18 protein-coding genes are annotated in these 24,407 nt (G+C 40.9%); 5 read left to right on the top strand and 13 right to left on the bottom strand.

What is annotated here, in order from left to right; translation table 11 throughout:
- Window positions 1-68 precede the first annotated feature (68 nt).
- Window positions 69-2,186: a carboxy terminal-processing peptidase gene (locus tag RT138_RS04770; RefSeq protein ID WP_313189783.1), complete on the top strand. Its 2,118-nt coding sequence runs from the start codon at window positions 69-71 to the stop codon at window positions 2,184-2,186.
- Window positions 2,187-2,910: 724 nt separating this feature from the next.
- Here RT138_RS04770 and RT138_RS04775 read toward each other — a convergent pair.
- Both RT138_RS04775 and pgi read right to left on the bottom strand, forming a co-directional pair.
- Window positions 2,911-4,512 (bottom strand): M20/M25/M40 family metallo-hydrolase, encoded by a 1,602-nt coding sequence (locus RT138_RS04775; RefSeq protein WP_313189784.1) that lies wholly within the window; start codon window positions 4,510-4,512, stop codon window positions 2,911-2,913.
- Between the two features lie 234 nt (window positions 4,513-4,746).
- Window positions 4,747-6,396 carry a glucose-6-phosphate isomerase gene (pgi, locus tag RT138_RS04780; RefSeq protein WP_313189785.1) on the bottom strand — a complete coding sequence of 550 codons (1,650 nt, stop codon included), beginning with the start codon at window positions 6,394-6,396 and terminating at the stop codon, window positions 4,747-4,749.
- A 72-nt stretch (window positions 6,397-6,468) separates the two neighbouring features.
- Here pgi and prfB point away from each other — a divergent pair.
- Window positions 6,469-7,552, top strand: a protein-coding gene (prfB, locus tag RT138_RS04785) for a peptide chain release factor 2 (protein WP_313189786.1) whose coding sequence is annotated in 2 segments (ribosomal slippage) — window positions 6,469-6,528 and window positions 6,530-7,552 — 1,083 coding nt in all. Because the reading frame shifts where the segments join, the coding sequence is not laid out codon by codon here.
- Between the two features lie 76 nt (window positions 7,553-7,628).
- Here prfB and dcd read toward each other — a convergent pair.
- Window positions 7,629-8,165 (bottom strand): dCTP deaminase, encoded by a 537-nt coding sequence (dcd, locus tag RT138_RS04790; protein ID WP_313189787.1) that lies wholly within the window; start codon window positions 8,163-8,165, stop codon window positions 7,629-7,631.
- Window positions 8,166-8,272: 107 nt separating this feature from the next.
- Between dcd and RT138_RS04795 the strand changes: the two genes are divergently transcribed.
- The gene (locus RT138_RS04795) at window positions 8,273-8,911 is read left to right on the top strand and encodes a 4'-phosphopantetheinyl transferase superfamily protein (protein ID WP_313189788.1); all 639 of its coding nucleotides are present in this window, start codon (window positions 8,273-8,275) and stop codon (window positions 8,909-8,911) included.
- Window positions 8,912-8,979: 68 nt separating this feature from the next.
- Here the strand turns inward: RT138_RS04795 and RT138_RS04800 are convergent, their stop codons facing one another.
- A complete protein-coding gene (locus RT138_RS04800) occupies window positions 8,980-10,029 on the bottom strand; it encodes an AI-2E family transporter (protein ID WP_313189789.1) in 1,050 nt (349 codons plus the stop codon).
- 400 nt (window positions 10,030-10,429) lie between these two features.
- On the opposite strand from RT138_RS04800, the gene RT138_RS04805 reads away from it, so the two are divergent.
- Both RT138_RS04805 and RT138_RS04810 read left to right on the top strand, forming a co-directional pair.
- On the top strand, window positions 10,430-13,381 hold the full coding sequence (locus RT138_RS04805; protein ID WP_313189790.1) for a SusC/RagA family TonB-linked outer membrane protein: 2,952 nt from the start codon (window positions 10,430-10,432) through the stop codon (window positions 13,379-13,381).
- Between the two features lie 17 nt (window positions 13,382-13,398).
- Window positions 13,399-14,994 carry a RagB/SusD family nutrient uptake outer membrane protein gene (locus tag RT138_RS04810; RefSeq protein ID WP_313189791.1) on the top strand — a complete coding sequence of 532 codons (1,596 nt, stop codon included), beginning with the start codon at window positions 13,399-13,401 and terminating at the stop codon, window positions 14,992-14,994.
- A gap of 542 nt (window positions 14,995-15,536) precedes the next feature.
- On the opposite strand, the gene RT138_RS04815 is transcribed toward RT138_RS04810, so the two are convergent.
- From RT138_RS04815 to RT138_RS04855, 9 genes are all read right to left on the bottom strand, one after another.
- Window positions 15,537-15,704, bottom strand: coding sequence for a hypothetical protein (locus RT138_RS04815; RefSeq protein ID WP_313189792.1), 168 nt, complete (start codon window positions 15,702-15,704; stop codon window positions 15,537-15,539).
- Between the two features lie 1,240 nt (window positions 15,705-16,944).
- The gene (locus RT138_RS04820; protein WP_313189793.1) at window positions 16,945-17,295 is read right to left on the bottom strand and encodes a hypothetical protein; all 351 of its coding nucleotides are present in this window, start codon (window positions 17,293-17,295) and stop codon (window positions 16,945-16,947) included.
- A gap of 243 nt (window positions 17,296-17,538) precedes the next feature.
- Window positions 17,539-17,724 carry a hypothetical protein gene (locus tag RT138_RS04825; protein ID WP_313189794.1) on the bottom strand — a complete coding sequence of 62 codons (186 nt, stop codon included), beginning with the start codon at window positions 17,722-17,724 and terminating at the stop codon, window positions 17,539-17,541.
- 118 nt (window positions 17,725-17,842) lie between these two features.
- Window positions 17,843-18,079 (bottom strand): hypothetical protein, encoded by a 237-nt coding sequence (locus RT138_RS04830; protein ID WP_313189795.1) that lies wholly within the window; start codon window positions 18,077-18,079, stop codon window positions 17,843-17,845.
- A 426-nt stretch (window positions 18,080-18,505) separates the two neighbouring features.
- The gene (locus tag RT138_RS04835) at window positions 18,506-19,039 is read right to left on the bottom strand and encodes a hypothetical protein (protein ID WP_313189796.1); all 534 of its coding nucleotides are present in this window, start codon (window positions 19,037-19,039) and stop codon (window positions 18,506-18,508) included.
- 187 nt (window positions 19,040-19,226) lie between these two features.
- Complete coding sequence (locus RT138_RS04840; RefSeq protein WP_313189797.1) at window positions 19,227-20,321, bottom strand: PAS domain-containing sensor histidine kinase; 1,095 nt, start codon at window positions 20,319-20,321, stop codon at window positions 19,227-19,229.
- Between the two features lie 190 nt (window positions 20,322-20,511).
- Window positions 20,512-21,282, bottom strand: a complete 771-nt coding sequence (locus RT138_RS04845) for an enoyl-CoA hydratase-related protein (RefSeq protein ID WP_313189798.1) — start codon at window positions 21,280-21,282, stop codon at window positions 20,512-20,514.
- 1 nt (window position 21,283) lies between these two features.
- Complete coding sequence (locus RT138_RS04850; protein ID WP_313189799.1) at window positions 21,284-23,731, bottom strand: DUF5686 family protein; 2,448 nt, start codon at window positions 23,729-23,731, stop codon at window positions 21,284-21,286.
- A gap of 171 nt (window positions 23,732-23,902) precedes the next feature.
- Window positions 23,903-24,352, bottom strand: coding sequence for an Rrf2 family transcriptional regulator (locus RT138_RS04855; RefSeq protein WP_313189800.1), 450 nt, complete (start codon window positions 24,350-24,352; stop codon window positions 23,903-23,905).
- Window positions 24,353-24,407 lie beyond the last annotated feature (55 nt).

Raw genomic sequence — 24,407 nt, forward strand, 5'->3', positions numbered from 1 at the left:
GCATACTATTTGAAAAGAGCAATTTCCTGATAGAGCAATTAATGAACAAATTCAAGAACTATACATATATGTTTAAACATCTCATTTTCTGTCTTGCGTTAATATCGGTTGTGGCATGTGGAGCAAAACCACGCATCAACCTGGACCAAGAAGGCTTAGAATTAAAGCCTACTACGCAACATGAAATCATTGCTAAGGAAGTAGCCAATTTATTGGAGAATTTCAGCTATAAAAAAGTCCCTATGGGCGATTCCCTTTCTAACATCGTCTTCAACAACCTGTTGGAAGGTATCGATCAAGGGAAGAATTACATGTTGAAATCGGATATTGACGAATTTCAACAATTTAAGAACAGCATCAGCCAAGATTTTAGAGAGGGCGACCTTTCCAGTGCATTCTATGTCTTCAATAAATACACAGACAGATATTTGCAGTGCATGAACTTTGCGTTGGAGCAGATCGATGCGAAACATGACTTCACTAAGGATGAATCTTACACCAGTTTCCGCGAGAAACAAGATTGGTTTACCTCAGAAGCGGAATTGAAAGACCAGTGGAGAAAACGTGTTAAGTATGATCTATTGAACCTAAGACTGACTGCAGGCGATTCTGCTAAGGTAGATGAAGAAAAAAATAAGGAAACTCTACGCAACAGGTACAATAACTTGATCTCTCAGGCGAAGAAAACCAATTCGAATGATGCTTTCCAAATGATCATGACAGCGTTAACAGATGCTGTTGATCCGCATACTACTTACTACAATCCTTCATTCGCCCAAGCATTCAATGAAAGCATGTCGAATACATTAGAAGGTATAGGGGCACAGCTGCAAATGGAGAATGAAATGGTGACCATCAAGCAGATTATTGCCGGTGGACCTGCGTTCAAGGATAAATCTCTTCATATCAATGACCGAATCGTAGCCGTTGCACAAGGCAATGACGGCGAATTTGAAGATATCATTGGCTGGAGACTTGATGCTGCAGTTGCGAAGATAAAGGGTAAAAAAGGAACGGTTGTTCGTTTGAAAATCCTTCCAGCTGGAGCGGAATTGTCAGCTGCACCAAAAATAGTAAAACTGACCCGTGAGAAAATCATCCTTGCAGAAGAGTCTGCTAAGCGCGAAATCAGGAACATTAAAGGTGAGGATGGGAAGACCTATAAAATTGGTGTGATCAACCTTCCTAAATTCTACATAGACTTTGAAGCGGTTCGTCGTGGAGATAAGGACTACAAGAGTACCACAAGAGATGTTAGTTTGTTATTGGACAGCCTGAAACAAGATGGCGTAGATGCTGTATTGATGGACTTAAGAAACAACGGTGGTGGTTCATTGCAGGAAGCAATTGAACTGACAGGATTGTTTATCGATCAAGGCCCGGTAGTACAGGTAAGGGACACCAGAAACCGTGTTCAGGTAGATAGCGACCAGGAAACAGGTTTGGCATGGGAAGGACCATTCGGCGTGATCATCAACAGGTTCTCTGCATCAGCATCTGAGATTTTCGCTGGTGCCATCCAAGATTACGGCAGAGGGATTATCCTTGGTTCTACAAGTTACGGAAAAGGTACAGTTCAAAATGCCGTGGATATGTCACGTTTCATCAGTGCAACCAACAAGCTTTTAATCAAAGCTTCAGGTGAAGCTGATCCTGACACCCCGAACGGCGCACCAGAATTTGGACAGATTAACATTACCATGGGTAAATTCTACCGTGTAACCGGTAGCAGTACACAACATAAAGGAGTCGATCCAGACATCATATTCCCTACTCAATATTCTGCAGAGAAATTTGGAGAAAGTTCAGAACCTTCGGCATTGCCTTGGGATCAGATCAAACCGACCAAATTCTCGAAGATCGGTTCTTTGACCGATATCAGTGCTCAATTAGAAGATATCCATAAGAAACGTATGCAAAAGTCTCCTGCTTATTCTTTCTTATTGGAAGACATCGCAGAATTCAGTAAAAACGAGACCATGCCTGCAATCTCTCTAAATGAGGATAAACTGAAAGCTGAACGTGAGAAGAGCAGATTGAAACAACGCGAACGTATCAACAAGCAACTTTCTTTCCTAGGTAAACCTCTCTGGAAAGAAGGCCAGCCGCAGCCTAAGTTGGACTACGATTTTGTGCTTGATGAAAGTGCGAATGTGTTGACCGATTATATTAAACTCAAGAAGTAGATAGACATAAGACTGGTCTAAGTGAAAATAAAACAAAAAGCAGGCGGGAAATTGAATTTCCTTCCTGCTTTTTTAATAATATCTCCAATCTTTGTTCTTGGTTTATCTATGAACAGGGAGGTTTCTCTTATTATGCTGAGAATTAAAATTTGAATAAAATTTATCGGAAGGTTATGAGAGCCTTTTTTTAGGAAAACAATTAGGCCCGTGAAATTTTAGTCTTAGCACCCCATCCGGAGTTAGCCTAGTAGCGAAAAACAGTTCTAATAAGCAAGTCATTGGCAGGAAGTAAACATCTAGGTTAAAGCAAACCTCAATATTTAATCAACATGGTTTGCATGGCGTACAGTTCCATAATCTTCGATTATGGATTACAGGGTCTTGGGGAGCAGAAACGTACAGATCCTTCACTAATTGTTCAAAATTAGAAGAATACAAATCTGATACTATTATGAAGACGAATACCACTTTGTTTTTTAATCACTGACAACTGGGGTTATCCAATAAAAAAGGTTACTGAAAAAATGGACAAGCATGTGCTAGTCCATTTTTTTTCAGTAACCTAATCCGTTAGCACTTATATTACCCGAATGCGGCGGGCACATGCAATACCCCCTACCAAAATTGGACACCTTACTAGCTGGATTATAATCTTGTTCTATCGTCCAATCTTGCTTCAAATAAAAAATCTCCCAGCAAGAGGCCTAAACAGGTCTTATGTCTATTAATAGCCTACGCCAGACCTTCTTGGTTGGCGAATTGCTGGCCATGAAACTGGTTTTCCACTGGCATCAGCTGGCAATACCCTTTTTTCTCTGTTCACCAATTGAGGTTCTTCAGTAGCTTTATAGGTCAACACCGCAGTAAGGATAACATTGGACAATAGGTCATCGAAGACCAATTTATCGTAGGTGTCCAGATTGGTGTGCCAAGTATTGCTGAAATAGCCCCATGATAGAGAGCTCAGCATAAAGCCCGGTACACCTGCTGCCACAAAAGATGAGTGGTCGGAACCTCCGCCTCCTGGAGAGCCAGGGAATTGTGTCCTGATATCTTTTGTAATTTCGCGAGGAACAGCATCTAACCAGCGTCCCATAAAATCATAAGCATGTACGAAACCTGAACCATTGATGTTGGCTACACGGCCTGTACCATTGTCTAAATTGAATACCGCTTGGGTTTTCTCGATGACCTCAGGGTTATCCAGGACAAAAGAACGTGATCCATTTAGGCCTTGCTCTTCGCTGCCCCACAATCCAATAAGGATCGTACGCTTAGGATTAGGGAGAACTTTTTTCAATACACGGGCTACCTCCATCATGGCAATAGTACCGGTACCATTATCGGTTGCACCTGATCCACCTTCCCAAGAATCTAAATGGGCAGATAGGATCACATATTCATTTGGAAACTCAGAACCTTTAATTTCAGCAATGGTATTGAATGAAGGTACATTTCCTAAATGTTTGGAAGAAGTCTCTACTTTGATCTTAGGCGCATAGCCTTTTTCGGCTAAACGGTACAAGATCCCATAATCTTCCAAAGAGATATCCAATGAAGGAGCTTTATGGGTCCTAGCGCCGAAAATCTTGTTAGCACCAAACTCACCAGACCAATAGCTGCTCAGAACACCAACTGCACCTGCATCTTCTAGAACAGATGGAATGGAGTTAGGAGCCAATCCAGTTGCTTTGATACGTTTGTTCCAAATGGCACCAATTGAATCTCTCTGTCTTTGCATCTTGGCATAGGATTCAGGCGTTGCATATTCTTTCCAGTTGGCATCTGGCCTACCTGTTGGCTGAGGCATGGATACCATAACGTATTTGCCTTTTACCTGTGGTAACCAAGACCTAAATGAAAGTGAATCTTTGAAATCGGGTAATGCAATGACCTCTGCTTCGATCGCTTTACCTTTGGTAGTTGGACTCCAAGCTAATTGGGTACCAGCTAAGGTTTTCTGTCTTGGATGGGTCATGTCAATATGCGAAATACCTCGTTCCCAGCCGTGCCACTCTCCAAATTGCTGATTTTTTGCTGAGATACCCCAGCGTTGGAAAGTTTTCAATGCCCATTCATTGGCATTGGTCATTTGAGGAGTACCAACCAATCTTGGTCCTACAACATCCAGTAATTCAAAAGCTAAAGTTTCCAGTTCAGAATTATTGGTTGCCTCTTTCACAATCTGTTCTACAATGGGATCAACTGGTCTTACTGCAGTAGGTCCCATGCGTTGAGCTTGAACCGGAGCATAAGCAATCCCTGTGGACAGTACTAAAAAGGCTAACTTCCTGAAACGACAAATCGTTTGTTCCTTGAATTTCATAGTAATTATTTAGTTATTAATTAGGTAATCCCAAAGTACGGCAAAATTTGTCAAAAGGAAGAAAATGTAGCCTAATAAGTCAGTGTAAGGAAGTATTCAATTACCTTTTTGAATGCAGCAATCTCAATTGAACATAAACAGACCGCAAAAAAATAGCCTGAGTATTCCTCAGGCTATCAAATTTTTATATGGTATTAGACATTCAATCCTTGTATGGATCTACGTCCGTAAAACCTATGCTCTCCAGTTTTTGTATTGATTGATCAATCCGTTAGTGGATGAATCATGAGATTCCACTGCAGCATTTCCTTCTAACTCTGGAAGGATCTTATTTGCCAATTGTTTTCCTAGCTCCACTCCCCATTGATCAAAACTGAAGATATTCCAGACAATACCCTGAACAAATATCTTGTGTTCATAAAGCGCGATCAATGCCCCTAAGCTCTTAGGAGTAATTTCTTTAATCAGGAATGAATTAGTCGGACGATTGCCTTCAAAGACTTTGAAAGGAGTCAGTTCCTTGATTTCAGCATCTGATTTGCCTGCTTTTTTCAATTCAGCAACAACCTCTTCCTCAGATTTCCCATTCATCAAAGCCTCAGTCTGTGCGAAAAAGTTAGAAAGCAACATTTGATGGTGCTTAGCCAATGGATTATGAGAGATAGCTGGTGCAATAAAATCACAAGGGATCAATTTGGTCCCTTGATGGATCAATTGATAAAAGGCATGCTGACCATTGGTTCCAGGTTCTCCCCAAATGATTGGTCCGGTTTCATAATCAACTCGCCTTCCATTGCGATCAATGTATTTCCCATTGCTTTCCATATCTCCCTGTTGGAAATAAGCTGCAAAACGATGCAAATATTGGTCGTATGGAAGAATAGCACTGCTTTCCGCTTCGAAGAAGTTATTGTACCATATGCCCAATAAAGCCATGATAACTGGGATATTTTCTTCAAATTCGGCATTTCTGAAATGCTCATCCGCTTCGTATGCACCTGTCAATAGTTCCTCGAACTTATCAAAACCTATCGCTAAACAGATCGATAGTCCAATAGCGGACCATAATGAGTATCTTCCGCCTACCCAATCCCAGAATTCGAACATATTCTTGGTATCAATACCAAATGCCGATACGCCAGACTCATTGGTACTCAAAGCTGCAAAATGCTTAGCAACATCGGCCTCTTTTGCACCTGCCTTCAAGAACCATTCTTTGGCAGAATTTGCATTTGCCATGGTCTCCTGGGTAGTAAAGGTTTTTGATGCAATTAGGAATAAGGTCGTCTCAGGATCTAGTTCTTTCAGGGTTTCAGCAATCTGGGTTGCATCTACATTCGATACAAAATGCATATTCAATCGAGTCTTATATGACTTAAGTCCCTCTGTGACCATCACTGGCCCAAGATCAGAACCACCGATTCCGATGTTCACTACATCGGTGATCTCCTTCCCCGTAAATCCTTTCCAGTCTCCTGAAATAACACGTCCGGAAAAATCTTTCATCCTTTCCAAGACAGCTTGGATTTCAGGCATTACATCCTTTCCTTCAGTAAGGACAGGCTTGCCGGATCTATTTCTCAATGCCGTATGCAATACCGCACGTTTTTCTGTTTCATTAATTTTATCACCCTTGAACATGGCCTCGATAGCATCTTTCAATTTGCACTCGCGCGCCAATTGAACCAACAATGCCATAGTTTCCTCATTTATGCGGTTCTTAGAATAATCCAATAGGATATCGCCCAAATAGATGGAAAACTTATCGAAACGCTCCGGATCATTAGCAAAAAGTTCTTTTATGCTGGATTCGTTGATGGTTATAAAATGATCGGCTAAATATTTGAAGGCTTGGGTTGTTGTGAAATCAATTTTTGGTAACATATATCTTTACTTTTGTTCAAATATAAGGAATACAGCCTATTCTATCCTTAATTTTATTTTATCTTTGTTCTTATGACCAAAGAACAGATTCAAGACTTGAGGGACAGAATTACTTCCCTGAGGAGGCATCTTTGACATTGATGTCAAAAAGGAAGAAATAGAGCGTGAAACCCAGACCACCCTGCAACCCGACTTTTGGGATGATCCCAAAGCCGCAGAAAAAGTCTTACATTCCATCAAAAACCATAAGATCTGGACCGATCAATTCGATCATGTATTTGCTGCTGTTGAAGATACCGGTGTTTTATATGAATTTTTTCAAAGTGGAGACGCTTCTGAAAAGGAATTAGAAGATCAATATCAGATTGCGCTGTCAGAAATCGAAGAATTGGAATTCAAGAACATGCTTAGTGCCGAAGAGGACCAATTGGATGCGATTTTGCAAATCACAGCCGGTGCCGGTGGTACTGAATCCTGTGATTGGGCGGCCATGCTGATGAGGATGTATATCATGTGGGGCGAAAAACATGGCTGTAAGGTAACGGAGCAGGATTATCAAGAAGGTGATGTGGCCGGGATAAAGACTGTGACCCTACAGTTTTCTGGTAATTTTTCATATGGATACCTAAAGGGTGAAAATGGCGTACATCGTTTGGTCAGAATCTCCCCTTTCGACTCCAATGCCAAAAGACATACTTCATTTGCATCGGTATATGTCTATCCGTTGGTGGATGACAATATCGAAATCGAAGTGAAGGATTCTGAAATCGATTGGGATACCTTCCGCTCAGGAGGTGCCGGCGGTCAGAACGTGAATAAGGTGGAGACTGCAGTGAGGTTGCACCATAAACCTACAGGAATCATAATCAAGAACCAGGAGTCAAGGTCACAACTGCAGAACAAGGAAAATGCCATGCGTCTATTGAAATCTCAATTGTATGAAATTGAAATGAGAAAACGCCAGGAAGCAACCGCAGCCATTGAAGGGTCTAAGAAAAAGATTGAATGGGGTTCCCAAATCCGTAACTATGTCCTGCATCCCTATAAATTGATCAAGGATTTAAGGACCAATACGGAAACCTCAAATACACAAGCCGTGCTGGATGGAGATCTGGATGAATTCCTCAAATCGTACCTGATGGAATTCGGTGGTTAATAAAAACTTTGTATTAGAGATAAAAAAAGGGTTGGAATCATGATTCCAACCCTTTTTTTATCTCTATATTAATTGCTTAAAAAGCGTTTTTCCACATCATACTTTCAACCGGACGAATGGTTTTCTTATTGTACTTTGCGTTTCCCTTACTGTTGTACATGGTTTCAATATCCCCTTCCACGACGAAGTAGATCAATTGTCCGATCGGCATTCCTGCATATACACGGACTGGCTGTGCCACGGAAATCTCCAAGGTCCAAGTATTGCAAAATCCTACATCGCCTTTTCCTGCTGTTGCGTGGATATCAATCCCTAAACGGCCTGTGCTTGATTTCCCTTCCAAGAAAGGGACATGCCCGTGGCTTTCGGTATATTCTAAGGTCACCCCTAAATACAAGGTTCCCGGTTGGAGAACATAGCCTTCAGTTGGAATCTCAAAATGTTCGATTTCATTATGCTTCTTCGCATCTAGGACCTCATCCTTGTACCTTGCTAAATATTTGCCTAAATGAACATCGTATGAATTTGTTCCCAAACATTTCCTGTCGAAAGGTTCAATTACGATCATTCCCTTATCGATTTCTTCTAAAATTCTCTTATCTGATAATATCATATTCTGAAGCTAAACTACTGCTGATTAGCAGGATTCAAAAATACATTAAAAATAAATAAAAAACATATCTAAAGCTAAATACTAGTTACTAAACACTAAATTTGATTATGGCTTTAGCATATCTCAAAGAATTGGATGCGCACAGTCGCATTGCCCTGTGGAAAATTGAAGAAACTGAAGAGGAATTGGTTGCCATGCTGCAGCTTGATGAATCTGAACTTGCAAAACTTAGAAGTCTGGCAAAGGGAAAACGAAGCTTACACTGGCTGGCAACCAGAGTTCTCCTGCGCTACCTATTGCAGACACCTGACTATATCAGCTGTCCTTCCGATGCCAATGGGAAACCCTATTTACCAGACTTTCCTTACGAAATTTCATTGACCCACTCCTTTGACTACGCAGGGGTCATGTTGAGTTCTGCCGGTGCCTGTGGAATCGACCTAGAAATTGTAAAGGAAAAAGTGGTCAGGATAAAAAACAAATTCCTGAAACCTGAAGAACTGGCCTTTATCGAAGAGGGACAAGCGGTCGATCAATTATATGCGTGCTGGTGCGCCAAGGAAGCGGTCTATAAGCTACAGGGCAATAAAGGGGTCTCATTCTACCATAACATTAGCATAGAGCCCTTTCACTATACACAGCAAGGCGTCATGAAAGTGATCCTAAGCAAGGATGATTCGACGAGAACCTTTGATGTATTCTATGAAAGATTTAATGAATACATGTTGGGCTACGTCGTTGAATAGGCATAAAAACGGTCAACCCTATTTAGGGATGGACATCGATCTAAATCCTAATTACTTACTAACAAATACTATGTCTGACCATCCTGCAATAAATCCTGTTTCAAGGAGAGCCTTTTATTTGATTTATAGATCCTAACGGCAATTAAGAAATTGGCCAACAACAATGGTCCGTAAACCAAGCCGATCAATCCAAATAAAGGCAACCCGATAATCACACCTACAACGGTAATGATCGGATGGATATCCCCTAGTTTCTTGGCGATCACCAATCGAAGTACGTTGTCGATATTGATCACTAATCCGAATCCCCAAGCCAGTAATCCTATCCCCTGCCAATTATGTCCGTCGGCCAATAAAATGACTGCCGCAGGCACAAATATCAACGGAGGTCCCAAAAGTGGAATAAAAGAGAGGATGGCACATATTACGCCCCAAAATAAGGGATCCCTTGCCTCGAATATCCAAAATCCTACTGCCAAAAAAGCCCCCTGTATGATGGCAATGATCGTTTGCCCGATAATATTAGAATAGGTGATGTTTTTCAACTCCTCCCCAAAGGTGAGCGCATTGTCATCATCGAAAGGGAGATAATGGACCAAGCCGCCTTCAAATCCCTTATAATTGACAAACAGGAAATACAGCAGGAAATACATCACCGTGATTTCCAGAAATACATTAGCAGCACCACTCAAGGCAGAAGTCAGCAGTCCTCCTAAATAGGTTGAACTCGCTTCCAGTTGCTTTTCAATCAGATCAGGCTGTCCGAGCTTATCTCCCACAAAATGATTGATGGCATCCATGATCTTTTTTACCCACTGTGGATTCTGTTGCAGCTCGATAGCTTTATCAAAAAGCATCTTTCCTATCCCTACAAAAGGCAGGACGATGATAAAGATGGAAAGGATGACGATAAAAATGGAAGATACAGGCTTAGGCCAGTGCCATTTCTCGATCAGGAAGATATTTAGATTCCTAAATAGGGTGTACATCACCATGGTCCCTAAAAATGCCCCAAATATTCCCGAAGTAGCATATAATATAATCGCCCCTAATACAATCACAATCATTAGGATGATCACATTACGTTCCTTCTGCGAAAAAACATCGTTGTTGCTCATAAATGATTTTAAACTTAGATAACAACAAATTATTGATTTGGTTTAGACACTTCTTTAAATTTTTGGCAATTCTTCTATGTCTCAATCTGAAAGGGATTATCCTGCATTAAAACTTAAAGTGGCTTAACTCAATCCAGCAGATTTATTCATGGACATTCTCAAAACGCCTAAATAATAGTCAATAATTAACATAAAGTAATATAACAAAATTATTACAGCCTATTTATATATATAAAGAAAGGGTATTTAATATAATTTAATACCTTAGTAATCATTTCTTAACCATTATTTAATTTAAAAAAAGAACCTTTGCACCAACATCTATTACTTACTTATGAAAAAGTCACGAAAAACCATACAATCTTCTAGTATTTAACAATCTATAAACACCTTTATATTCATGAAATTTACTTCGAAAACCACAACGAGGTCTGCTTTCCTATTGCTCCTCTGCTTTGTTTGGGCTACCTCAGCATTCAGTCAGCAGCGAACGGTCAATGGTAAAGTCAGAACAGCCGATAATGTCCCATTGTCAAATGTATCTGTACTTTTAAAAGGAACAAACATTGGTTCACAAACCAATGATGATGGTCAATTCCAGATCAGTGTTCCCAATGATGGGATCTTAATTTTCTCCAGTATCGGTTACACCACCCAGGAAACGGATATAAAAGGAAAGGATTATTTGAACGTAATCCTTGAACCAGACAATAAAGCCATCGATGAAGTGGTGGTCATGGGTTATTCCCAAGTTGAGAAACAACACGTAGCCTCTTCAGTTGCCAGTCTTGATATGGAGTCGACCAAAACCAGACCCATTTTCAAAATGGAAGAAGCGTTTTCTGGAACTATTCCAGGGGTAACCATGCTTCAAGGGTCCAATATTCCCGGAGCTGTCCCTGGGACAATTTCCATTCGCGGTATCAGCACCTTGCAAAATGCAGATGCATTGGTCATAGTTGATGGTATGGAACAATCTATCACCGATTTAGACCCAAACCAAATCAAGAGCATTACCGTTCTCAAGGATGCCGCCTCAACCTCGATGTATGGATCAAGAGGTGCAAACGGAGTAATTATTGTGGAAACAGAACGTGGCTACACCGGTAAATTTAAGGTTGATCTTAACGCTTGGGGCGCTTTCAGCAACCCAATTGATCTACCGAACTGGGTAAGTGCGGCTGAATACATGAAATTGAACAATGAGACTCGCGCCCATCAAAATCAAACCTTGCTCTTCTCCGACGAGGACATCCAAAAGGCAGAATCAGGTGAAACCAAAAGTGTAAATTGGCTGGACGAGATTATGACCCGAAAACCTTTTGCAAATAATACGACGGCAAACATCTCCGGTGGTGGAGGTGTAGGGACATTCAACCTGATGCTGGGCCATATCGGTGAAAAAGGCTTGAACGACATCGAAGGAACCGAAAAGTTCTCGGCCCGTTTCAATACAAACATCAATATCGCCGACAAATTCGTCCTATTGGCAGATTTCTATGCGCACCGGTTACAGGTCGATCGCCTGATGGCAAATGACAATGGCCACGGCCTCTATCAGATTGCTTGGAGAATGAATCCTACCCAACAGATCTTTTATGAGGGCACAGACCTTCCCGAGCATTATATCCTTCATAACAATATGAACCCCATAGCTTCTATTGCAAGAGGGGGAACCAAAAATTACCTGTACGACAGAAGTACAATTAACCTTAGACCTCGTTATAACATCAATAAAAACCTAAACATCGAAGGTAATGTTTCGTACATGATCAATAAATCTGCTAATAAGGCCGAACGCAGGACTTTCAAGTTCTATGATGGAGATGGTGCGCCAGTCACCATCTGGAACAATTCGGTTACTGCAGAACAAGGGGTCAGCTCAAGCCAATTGACTGCAAGAGCATTAGCAAATTATACCAAAGACCTTCGCGACGATAAGGACAAGCTTTATCTGACATTAGGTACCGAAATGATGAGCTACACTTACACAGACTATAGAGAAGAAAACAAAGCTTCTTTCTTTGGAAAACTCAACTACTCTTTCGATAACCGATATCTGATTGAATTGACAGGCCGTTCTGATGGGAGCAGTAAATTTGCTCCGGGAAATAAATGGGGCTTCTTCCCTTCTGCTGCGATTGCCTGGAATATGCACAATGAACATTTCTTTAGCTCATTGCGTGAAAGTGGCGCCATCAACAATTTAAAAATCCGTGCCTCTTACGGTTTGATCGGAAATGAAAATGTTGATCCCTATCTATGGCAAGAGATTGTAAACAACTGGGGCTGGACCATCCGCGTTCCGAATCCTGATTTTTCTTGGGAAAAACAAAAACAATGGAACATCGGTTTGGACCTGACCGCCTTGAACAATCGACTTTCATTCACCGCTGAGGTGTATGATAAATTCTCTTATGACCTAATTTACAACAACTTCCCTGTCCCTCCTCTTACAGGGTCCAACACATTGGAATCTGCGGTCAATATTGGCGAAGTCCAGAACAAAGGTTGGGAACTATCAGCAAAATGGTCCGATAAGGTTGGAAACATAAAGTATAATGTGAGTGCCATGTTATTCGATAATGTCAACAAGGTTTTAAAAGCGGGCTACAACAAAGGGGATACCCTGATCTTCAAAGGTGATAGCGATAAGATATGGTACAATGGCGCCGCAATCGATAACTACTATGGTTTTGAAGGCAACGGCTATTTCCAAAGCGCTACGGAAGTTGATAATACGGCAGCAAAACTTCCCAATACCCTTCCAGGTGACATTAAATACAAGGACCAAAACGGTGACGGTATCATCAATGACCAAGACCGTATTTATCTGGGCGATCCTTTTCCTCATATGAATTACTCCATTAACCTTGGACTAAACTATAAAAACTGGGATTTCTCGGTAATGGGACAAGGTGTTGGAAAAAGAAAAGGACGATTGGTAGGTATGGAAGGATATCCGGTCTATGTGGATGGGGACAGCAATTCCTTGGGAACTCCACGTAAGGAGTATGCAGATAATCGCTGGACAGAAGCAAATGCGAACGCACGATTTCCCAGAATTTGGAGCGGGAATAGTTCTAATGCCTATTTAAGTGACGTATGGCTTGGAGATGCCTCCTATTTCAGGATTAAAATGATCCAATTGGGCTATACTTTCCCAGGGATTGGCAAAAGCATCAAAAACATCCGACTGTACGTGAATGCTCAGGATGCCTTCACCTTTACCAAATGGGAAGGCCTAGAACCTGAAAGAGGTCTGGACAAATCCAAAACTGAAAACCAAGGTAACGGTGTGTACCCTAGAATGGCAACATACAGCTTTGGAGTAAGAGCAACCATTTTTTAACGAATGACTTTACTGAAATGAAAAAGACAATATTTGCACTAGCACTGATTAGCTCATTAGGAACAACGAGTTGTGAAAAATTCCTAGACAAAAGGGATCCGACAGCAACTAACTTCCAAGAGTTCTTCAACACTGAAGAAGATTTAAGAAGAGTTGTTTATAGCTCTTATAGAGATGTTTTCACTCACCCTACTGATAGAAGGCTTTTATTCTATATGTTAGATGGACGTTCAGACAATGGATATGCCCGAATTGAAACCGACCACCATGGTATCATGGCCAATGGAAACTATAACAGTAACTCCAGAGCTGCAGAGTATTATTGGACTTTGTTCAATAAACATGTTGGCCGTCTTAATACCTTTATCGCGAACGTCGACATACCTTATGTAGAAGATGAAAGTGTGCGACAAAAGTACAAAGGCGTCCTTGAAGGCCTGCGTGTATGGCATTACTTCAGGATCGTCTCGCATTGGGGAGATGTTCCATTTGTCCTTGAACCGGCTAACCTTGAAACGGCTAAACAACCATCGACTCCTAAAGAGGAAATCCTCGACAAACTGTTCCCAATGGCGGAAGAGATCGCCGCAAGATTACCAGAGAATGAAGGCACTACCAATGCCTACATGTTCAATAAGTACTCTTTCAAAGCCATTATCATGAGATATGCCCTATATTTTGAACGATATGATTTGGCTGCTAAAATCGCGAAAGAAATCATGGATTCTGGTAGATATGACCTACATGCTATATATGGTGATATGTTCAGGTATAAAGCTGACAAAACAAACAAAGAATTCATCATCAAATTTGACATGGAAAGCCATGACAACTCCGCAACGGCATCCTTTGAACATTTAGGTCCTCATTATCGCACCGGAAAAGGACAATCCTATATGGTACCGACAAAATCTTTAGTTGATAGTTACTGGACCCTGCAAGGCCGATCAATTGATCAATGTCCTTTACATAGCAAAGAAGAGTATGAACTGGATCCCAAATTGAATAGGGACCCCCGATATGCACAGAGTATTTTTGGACATGGAGATAAGTTTTCAGGGGAGGTTATAGATATCTATAATGTGAACAGCCCAATGTATTATCAGCAATTAAGAGGAAGTAAATCTGGCTATTGGTTCAGGAAATTTGTTGATGAAGCAGATGCATTTAGATCTGGCGGGAACATGACATTCCCGTTGATCAGATATGCGGAAGTGCTTTTGACCTATTCTGAAGCTAAGATTATGTCCGGAGAACCAGATGAGCTAGCGAAGGACAACATCAATAAAATCCGACAAAGAGCGGGATTGGACATGACTATTGCCGACGTGAAATTAACTGCCAAGACCAAACAACAGTGGATTGACCTCATCCGCAATGAAAGAAGGATTGAGTTTGCTGGTGAAGGAGTGCGATATGATGATATAATCCGTTGGAAAATTGCAGAAAAGGTACTGAATCAACCTGCAATGGGCCATACCAGGAAAATCAACAACAGCATGGAATCTTTGAAGATCGAAGACCGAAGATTTACAAACAATCAGTACTTATGGCCCTTCCATGAAAGCTCTCTCAAGGTAGAACCAAACCTGAAACAAAACCAAGGATATTAAAAAGTTCCTTAGCCCGTCCGGAATGGGCGGGCTAAATTATACAGCCGGATTATTAATAGTCCGCGGGATAGGTTTGACCAGGGAAAATACAGGTCATTTCAGACGAATAGTAATCAATTCGAACTTATTAAAAACATTTTGCCTCAATGGGTGTATAGAATATTTGAATATCCTAGCTGTTGTAATCAGTTTAAAAGAAAATTTTTATAAACCACTGAAAATAAGCAAGTTTATGGAGACGCATTTTCCATTGAGGGATTTATTATTATACAGAATATATAAGGGCAAAGAAATTCTTGACCTGGAATTCTTTGATAATTTCAGCAAAGACCTATCTTTTCTGATAGACAATCGACTGATTAGGAGGTCGGAAGTTAGTTCCGGAGATGCAATTTGCCCTTATAATTATGTGCTTACGGACGCTGGAAAAAGATATCTCTACAGGTAAGGCCATATTCACCTGAAGTTCCGACCCTTCCGATAGGGCTAGGTAATCTGTTATTAGCTGCTTTCTGTTACAACGGCATTGATAGGCATGTCTATTATGACCAGATGTCCTGTTTCAATTTTACTAGCGCATCAATGTAGGCCTTGGCATTCTCCATAGAGGTAAAAGCGGCCACAACTCCCCTATCTTTTTTATACACAGCATAGCCTGGATGCGCCTTGATGACAGGGATACTCGATCCTTCGTTGAATTTTTCGTCCATGATGGAATATATTGGTGGAGTAAAGTTAGAAATAAAAAAATATAACTGAAATGCCTAAATCGATTTCCTAAACCTTAGGTATTTGGTTCAATGGGATATCACCTTTTCATTATACGATCGCCCGTGGAAAGTAGGCTACTCAAATTTTAAGGATTCCATTTAACAACAATTGTTGCTCCTGAACCTATCTTCGACGAAATCTGTGATGCGCCTCAATTTACTGGGCACCGGCCAGACAGTCGAGTTCGTGAGCAAAATAACCTTGCACCGGGTAAGACTTCAGAGGTATTTTAATATTTATCAACGCGAGCCGGCTCTACCTCCAAAACCCATAACCGTGGTACAGGGCTAAAAATGGAATCATGCCTAAACCACACGTTCACTTGGTAAGCTGACCGAATGAACCTATAACGGTGCCTCTAGTTTTTTTATTCAGTTTATTTGCACTACATTTAATTACTTAATCATTTCTATGGTTAAGCTCTGTTTCAGCCCAATGGAAAGGACACCCATTGGGTTTTTCGCATTTGACTGCAGAACCTTTAAATATAAGCGATGGATAAAAGGTGGAGAGCCTATATTGAGCCATCATATTAGAGACAGGTATTTATGGACCGTGCCTTTCGAGTTGGGCAAAATTCACCTTAAGAAAGGAGTCCGCACTTCGGGTACAAAATCTTTTTGAACTCCATGATCAATTTTTCCTAGCGATAAAAAAGGGATGGAGGAACAACTACCGTGAATATTGGGAGAAATTTTTGTTGGGACAGAATGGCTGAAGGAGGTGCTTTTTTAAACACTATCTTACCCCATATGAACCATCGTTATAATTAGCATACTTGGACAATAAAACGTTATCTTTTTCATTGGCCCCTATTGTGCCCCAATTCTCAGAATAGCTTAAGATCTATTGACACTTGGACTTATATTACCCAAAGAAGTTTCCGGCCTGGGAAATATACAGATGGAACCTGGTTGATCTATCTCAACGGCGGGCCCAAAGTCCCAACCCTTTCACTCGAGGGAGCACGATTAGCTACCTTAGTCACCAATAAGATTAATGCCCTATTCGATATAAATATTTTATAAACCCAGAGATCGGAGGAAAACTTTCAGACCTTTTCGAAATTTTTCGAATCCTTTTGCGAGCAGGAATTGAGGGAATGTTATTGCATTGGTAATACGACCGAAGGGTTTAATATTACGCCCTCCGAACGCGGTAAATGGTCGTGGAAAAACGTTATTTGGAATAGCGGATCATCAATCTAATCTTCAAAATTTTTAAACACTTCTTCAATTCGGTTATTTTAAAACCTCTATACTTAAAATTTTTGATACCATCCGTTTTTTTGAGTTTTTCTTCGAGCATGCGCACCAACGTGGAGATAAATTGCGGCTCTAAAGCCTGATAGCGGGAAACTGCCACGGCAAAGACAAATAAGCCCTTCAATTGGGCACCCTTGATTTTTTTTACAGCACAAAACATAATTAAATGGTTTAAACAGAATGAGAGGGCTGGTCGCACTGTAAGCCATACCTGGCAACCTTTTCGACCATAATTCCCCGAAGCTTTTAAATTAACTTTTTGCATGCTTTACGGACTGATGTTGGCAGTCGAACTTTTCCCCGGGCCCGAATTGCGGAATTAACGGTAGGATTCCCAATCAATTCGATACGTGTGACCTGGCCCTATATATTTTCTATATTTTCTCTTGTAGATCACCCCATTGAGATTCATATTCAAGTGATTTCTTCATTTCATTATTGAATTCCATGCCGTAATTAGGCTGATTAGGCACTAGAAAGGTAGCACATCCCTAGGATTGGACCCTGCTCACTCTATCAGTGAAAGTCGTATTAGAACCGCTTTTCTTTCCTTTGGATAATTTTCCAATAGGGAATTGATGAACCAAACTGCTTTATTCCTAGAATGGTTGTGAAGCATCCAATTTGCATGTGTGAAAACAAATTCCTCAATATCTATTTTCTTTTCCTGAAATACCGATGGTTGTCTTTTCATAAAAAAACCGACTTGCTAACAGTCAGAAGGTTTAATAGAGTAGCGAAAATATTACACAACCTTCGGAAGAACTAAAGCCTTCGGGTGGGAAAGCCCTCATTCGTTCGACAATGGTCAATTAATCATGTCCCTCTGTTTTCACAATCTTATTATAGATTCCCAAAAGTAAGAATGGAGCTGCCCACTGACCGATAAAGAGAGCGTCCTTGTCATCTTCCAACCCACGGCATTTTATGGCTGCTGATATCCCCATAGATATAAGGGCGGCCCCTAAAAAAACTACTGATGGAATTTTTGCTGACTGAGTTTCAATTTCTCTGCTCACCTTGTCTTCATTTGCTGTAATTAATGCCATAATATAAAAATTAAAAGTTTACTATTATGGTACGAACAGTTCAAATACCAAAGCGTTTGAATTTTCTCATTTCAAGAAGTAGCCTAAAGCAAACCGCTAATTGTTTCAGGACAATGTCTCCTAAACCAGGGGGAAGATCAAAAAATTCAAGGAGCCCTCGAAAACATAGCGCTATCACCCCTGTTTCCCGACTGGCCCTGGAAGCCAAGGTTGGGGGTACATCTCCTCCCATAAAGTATGGTTAAATGCCAATAATGGAAATAAGGAGGCAGGGAATAGGTAACTCGAGCGCCATACAATGGGATACAAGCGATCTGTTCACCAGCTTTCGATAGCCGGACACCCCTAGCCTTCAACAATCAGATGGTACCTTCCATCCAATATAGGGATAGAACGAAAAGCTAAGAGCAAATTCAACTAAGTATCCTAAGCATCCGTTATTTTCTTTATCCGGACCTTATTGTACTGTTGTAAAAAGATTGGGAATGCATTATATGGGATATTTACCGCTAAAATGGAAACCCCTAATAGATAATATCCATAAAGAAGGCCAATGATTGCAGAAAGAAGGAAGAAAACCATGCAGGTCCAATGGTACCGTTCATACATTTCTATTGTCCTCAGGTACTTTTTCGCATGGGCCTTACCTCTGTTGCGTACAGGTTGATTTTTTTTCGTCAAGGAAGTGACGATATCCCCGTCCTGGACAAATTTCCTAATAAATCTCACACCGTACCTTTCATAGAACTTATGATCATCGCTTACAAGGGCCTTTTGCAGTACCCTTTGCGGGGCAATGGCAAAAATCAAAGCTATAGCAATTGAAATATACAGAAAGGGCTCTCCTGCCCCGACCTTGTGCCACAACCAGCATATGGGCATAAAGCTTAGAAACGTCCAGAAAAGATTAAATAACTGGTTTAGCAGAATGCGGTTATATTGGTTATTTATTTTGAACATCGGTTGAATTGTTTGTTAAATGCACTATTCCAGGTTACCTTACTTCAAGAGAACGAATGACCGATATATCCCTTTGGAGGTATAGTTGTAAACTATATGTTTGCACCTATCGAAGTCGTCATCCCCAAGAATTCCTTATCCCATGTTTGTTGCGCAGCAACCGTAAGGGTTATGCACATATTTGAAATCATAGAGATGGGAGGCTATGTTTGTGAAATGCTTTGGGGAACTCTAGGGAAAATTCTGTTCCTTCATTTTCACGGCTTTCAAAATTAACGCTCCCCCCCATCCACTCTACAACTGTCTTTACTACCCATAAGCCCATTCCATTCGCCCTTTCACCGTTCAAACCGGTCCTCTTTTGGTCATTGAACTTGTTGAACAACTGGGATTTCATAACATCGGGTATACCTATCCCGGTATCCCTGACGGATATACCCACTTTTTCTCCAAAATCAGTTAGCGATACCGTTACCGTACCTTCAGAAGGGGTAAACTTGAGAGAATTGGAAATAAGGTTGTTCAATACCTGAATAAGTTTATCTTCATCTATGTCCATGATGATAATGGGAAAATCTGTTCTGAATTCAAAAAACACCCCATGTTGGGGTTCCATTTTGGCAAACAGGTCCAGGAAGTTACGTATCACGGTCACTAGATCCACCTTCGCCATATTAAGGGGAACCGACAAAGAGGTGATAAATTCCTTCTTAAGGAAGCTCCTGATCAGCGACATGTTGCTCATACAGATGTCTTTTATTGCGGACAATGCGTTTTCCAGGACGTTTGGGTCTCCGTTCTCTAAATTCCCTATGGCTAAATCAGTAAGGTTCCTAAGAGTGGCGAAAGACCCTGCTATATCATGGCTCAATATATTGAGAATAGCATTTTTCTTTGCATTGTGGCTGAGTATGTTCTGCTGAAACTCAACCTCTTCAGTGAAGTCTTCGGCGAACCCAACACACTCTTGACATCCCGAAGTATCCATCGGATATATGGTAAGTCTCAAGTGCCTTACATTTCCGGCGACCCTAAACCTAACCCCTCTTTTTTCTATGGGCTTCACCCGTAAGCCCTTGAGTTCCCTTGACAGAGATTCCCTATCTTCTTGGTGGACATGTTCAAGGATATCCGAAAGATTGTGGGGAACCTTTTCAAGGCCCATAAAAAATCTAAATGAATGGTTCATATACCTTATGTTCCCTTTAATGGGATCGAAGGAAAAAATCATCAGATAGGCATTTTCCGACAACGTCAGGAGATAGTTTATAATACTTGCCATTTCATTCTTCTAATTGGTTATTAATGTCACTATCATTATAAATTTTTGTTTCCCCCAAAAGGATGACCTGGAGGATTATTCCATTCCGACATTCTTCTCCGGACCGTAGTCCTGGACCGACCCTAGCTTCCTTTTACGCCGCTTTAAGGGCAGTGTACTGTACCGAGTGAGATTTCCCCGCGCAGAACGCTCAGAACCTTGGTTTCCTCTTTTCAGTGAATGCGCTCAGACCTTCACCGAGATCCCCGGAAACGAAACATTCAGCAAAGGTTCGGATCTCTAGCCCGTATCCATCAACATTTCTGTCGAGGCTAGCGTTTACAGCTAAGATGGCCGCAGAAACAGCAGAAGCAGATCGGGAATATATCTTATTCAAGATGTTTTGGGCAGTTTCTTCCAACTCATATAGTTCCACAACCTTATTAACCACTCCCCATTGATAGGCATCCTGGGCATCTACCATATCACCAGTTAGGATCATTTCCAATGCCTTTCCTTTTCCAACCAGGTCGGTTAGGCGCTGAGTACCTCCATAACCAGGGATCAATCCCAAAGAAACTTCGGGAAGTCCCATTTTTGCAGAAGCCGCAGCGATCCGAATGTGGCAGCATAATGCCAGTTCCAATCCCCCACCCAAAGCAAAACCATTGATTGCAGCAATAACTGGCTTTGACAGATTCGCTATTTTATTCATCAGCTCATGCCCGAATTGCGACATAGCTTGTGCTTCCTCTTTGCTTTTGCCCAGAAATTCCTGAATATCCGCTCCAGCAACAAAGGCCTTTTGTCCAGCACCGGTTAAGATCAGTCCCTTAACGGATTCATCAGTTTCAGCCTGATTTACTGCATCCTTTAATTCAGCAATCGTATCTCGATTCAGAGCATTTAATTTGCTTTCGCGATTAATGGTAATTAATGCTGTCCTGTTCTTGATTTCGAGGGTAATATTTTGATAGCTCATATTAGAAATTAATGTTGATGGAAAATCTTACGCGTTCATTCCTGACGTTTGGAAGGCCATTGTAGGTCAATCTCCTCACATATTCAACCTTCAACACATTTAGGATATTGTCAATGCCCACCGTACCTTCCCAATAAGGTTGACCGTTAGGAACATTCGTCAATATCTCACCTTCCTTATTTTGGTCGAATTCAACCACATTATTACTAATATACGGGTTATTTCGGTCACTTAGCTTGCCATAGAACATCTGAACTCCCCAGACCTCACGCAAATTCAACTTCTTGATCAAAGGAATCTTGTTCAACAGGAAACCTTGCAACTGATGATAGACTCCAACCTTTACATACTTATCAGCCACAAACTCCATCGGGTTCATCATATCAAAATCAATTTCATGACGGTCCTCGCGCTGTTTAACATTTGGCAATTCCAACATGGTATATGGAAGTGTTCCCCAAATTTTACCACCGAATAACCTTAGATCTGCAAAACCAAGTTGGTTCAAGAAGAAACGCTTGGATGCAGCAGCAGTCAGCTTATCATAGGCATAGGTCGTATTCCAGAAGCCGTCCAAACTATGGGTATAGGTCAGATTGAAGACTGGATGTTTTTCAATAATGGTCTTCCTATTTAAGTTTCGATAATAGAACTTCTCAAAAGGCGCCCATCGCAAATCCACATGTGCCTCATTGCTTTGGATATGGGTCAACAATAAGTCTGGATTTCCAGAATTAATCAAGCGTAAGTCGCCGACCGTATTTTGATTTCTATGAGTTAGGCCTGTTGTGACACTAAAGTGGTTGCCAAACTCAATTACATGCTGCAGTTGATAAGCTCTCGTATCAAACCATTTTGTAGGTCTATTCCTCCGGATTGACCTGAAGAAACTATCGCCTTTTAAGAAACCTATCTGTTGACCAGGCTCCATGATATCATTCTGGATCGATCCTTCTAAATAATGGGCAGGAAAAGTTACCACAGAACTTCCGTTTAAAGAAACTGCGGATCTTAAAAAATATTTCAATCGGGTATCGTCCAGTCCATAGGCCACATAACCTTCAAAATAGGCCTTGTCCGTCAGGGCTTGCGTACTTCTCCCCCCTATCCTGAATCGGTTGCCTTCGATATTGTTTTGACTGTAAAGATATTCCAATGGACCGATTTCAAACATCCCCAGATTATAAAACCCTTGGGACAAAAGATAACCTACGGCCAATATCGTTTTAAAGCTTTTCTTCTGGTTTAGGGTTTCAATATTCCGGTAAGTATTCTGTTCCGCATTATTCAAAGCAATGGGCCTGTTTGGAATGGTAATTTTTGCCTGAGGCAAGATTTCCGTCGGTGGTCCTGAAAAGACATCATTCGGGAATTTCGTTCCTAAATGATAATTGTTGTTGATAGTAACCCGATCAGCAAAGATCGTCTCACCTTTTCGGATACCAAAAGCCAGAAAAGTCCTTGTGCTGTCCATCAGCATCACCCCAGATTGGTCCTTTTGATAATGAAAAGCAATTTCACCCTCCTTTACCCAGTTTAGATTGGTTTCCTCATTGATCTTAAGGTTTGCTTTCTTAACAGCATAGGTCCCATCCATACTGACCTGTAGTATACCATTGAACAAAAGATCCGTTTTATTCCTTGGTTCAAACTTCAATTGGATAAAATACCCTTCATCATTGAAGATGGTATCCGTGATGTAATACTTATAAAACAACTTTCCGTTGTCTGCAATGGGACTCAAGAACTGTTTGTTCAGGATATAGATACTTTCATCATAAACATCGACCTGCTGGAACATATAGTTCAGGAACTCCTGGATATTAGGATTGTTGATATAGCGTTGGTCAAATTCAGTCTTTCGGTGAGAGGTAATTATCTTTTTAAACCTCGATGGGTCCTTTTTTCCATAAACTTTGGCATTACTCTCTTCTAAATACAGAGAAAGCAGCTTTTTCCCTTCATAACTGGTACTATCGATATTCCTGAACAAAAAGTTCAAACCCAACATTCCCTGCTTATTGGAGACCTTTGGATCTACGAAACCGAATTTAAGCTTATCATACTGATCAAACTCTAAACTATCCTTTCCCGACAACCTATTTTGACGCTTATGTCGAATGACCAGGTCTATCAGTTCAACAGCCTTATTGTTCCTGTTCCTATATTTAGACTTATGGCTGATAGAAACCGCCTCAATTTTATTGGCATCATGAACCAATTCAAAAACGAGATTAGAAAGTGAATCAGGAATATTGGCAATCAAGGTCTTGAAGCCCATCGCACGGATTTCAATCTGTTTGGATCTAGACTCCAAACTCAAACTGAAGTTCCCATTATTATCTGCTGATGTGGCTTTTTTGGTAGTTAGGTCCAGTATGGTCGCACCTGCAATTGCCTGCTTATTATCCTTATCCAATACTTTTCCGGAAATAACAGATTGGGCCAACGAAAGGTTAACCGTTAAGCAAAAAACTAATACAAATGCGCACAAAAAATAGAAGAAAGGGACACTTCTCATAATAAAACCTGAACTTTATAAAGATACAATTTGTTGTGAAAGTTCAAATTATTAAACGAAAAAAGGAGTCAAAATATGTTGTGACCTTTGAATTTAATATTAAATCTTATCTACGCGGTTAAGTTTTAAGCTCCCCAAAATGAGCTCATCATTAAACTGACCCAGAGTAATGCTGTTAAGCATCCTAGTCAGTTCCGACCGAATGGCCTTAAATTCATTATGCAAAGGACATGGATGTTCTTCAGAACATTGTGGCAAACCCATTCCGCAACCAATAAAAATATCATCCCCATCTATTGCTTTCACCACCTCCGATAGTTTCTTATTCATCTCTACTTCCGTCAGATAAAATCCGCCGTTCGGACCTTTTACAGATTTCACAATACCACCTTTACTCAACTCCTGAAGGATTTTCCCCAAAAAGGGCTCAGGTGATTGGATATTGCTGGCAATCTCTTTTATACCAACTTTTTTGCCTAGGTGCGTGGACTTAGCAATATAAAAGACGGCTCGAATGGCATACTCCGCTGACTTTGAAAACATACCCATTCTTCAAAATTAGGGATAAAAATTGACAATAAACCCTATTCTTTATCCTCCGACC

The sequence above is a fragment of the Sphingobacterium sp. genome, from assembly GCF_032065005.1.
GTDB lineage: Bacteria > Bacteroidota > Bacteroidia > Sphingobacteriales > Sphingobacteriaceae > Sphingobacterium.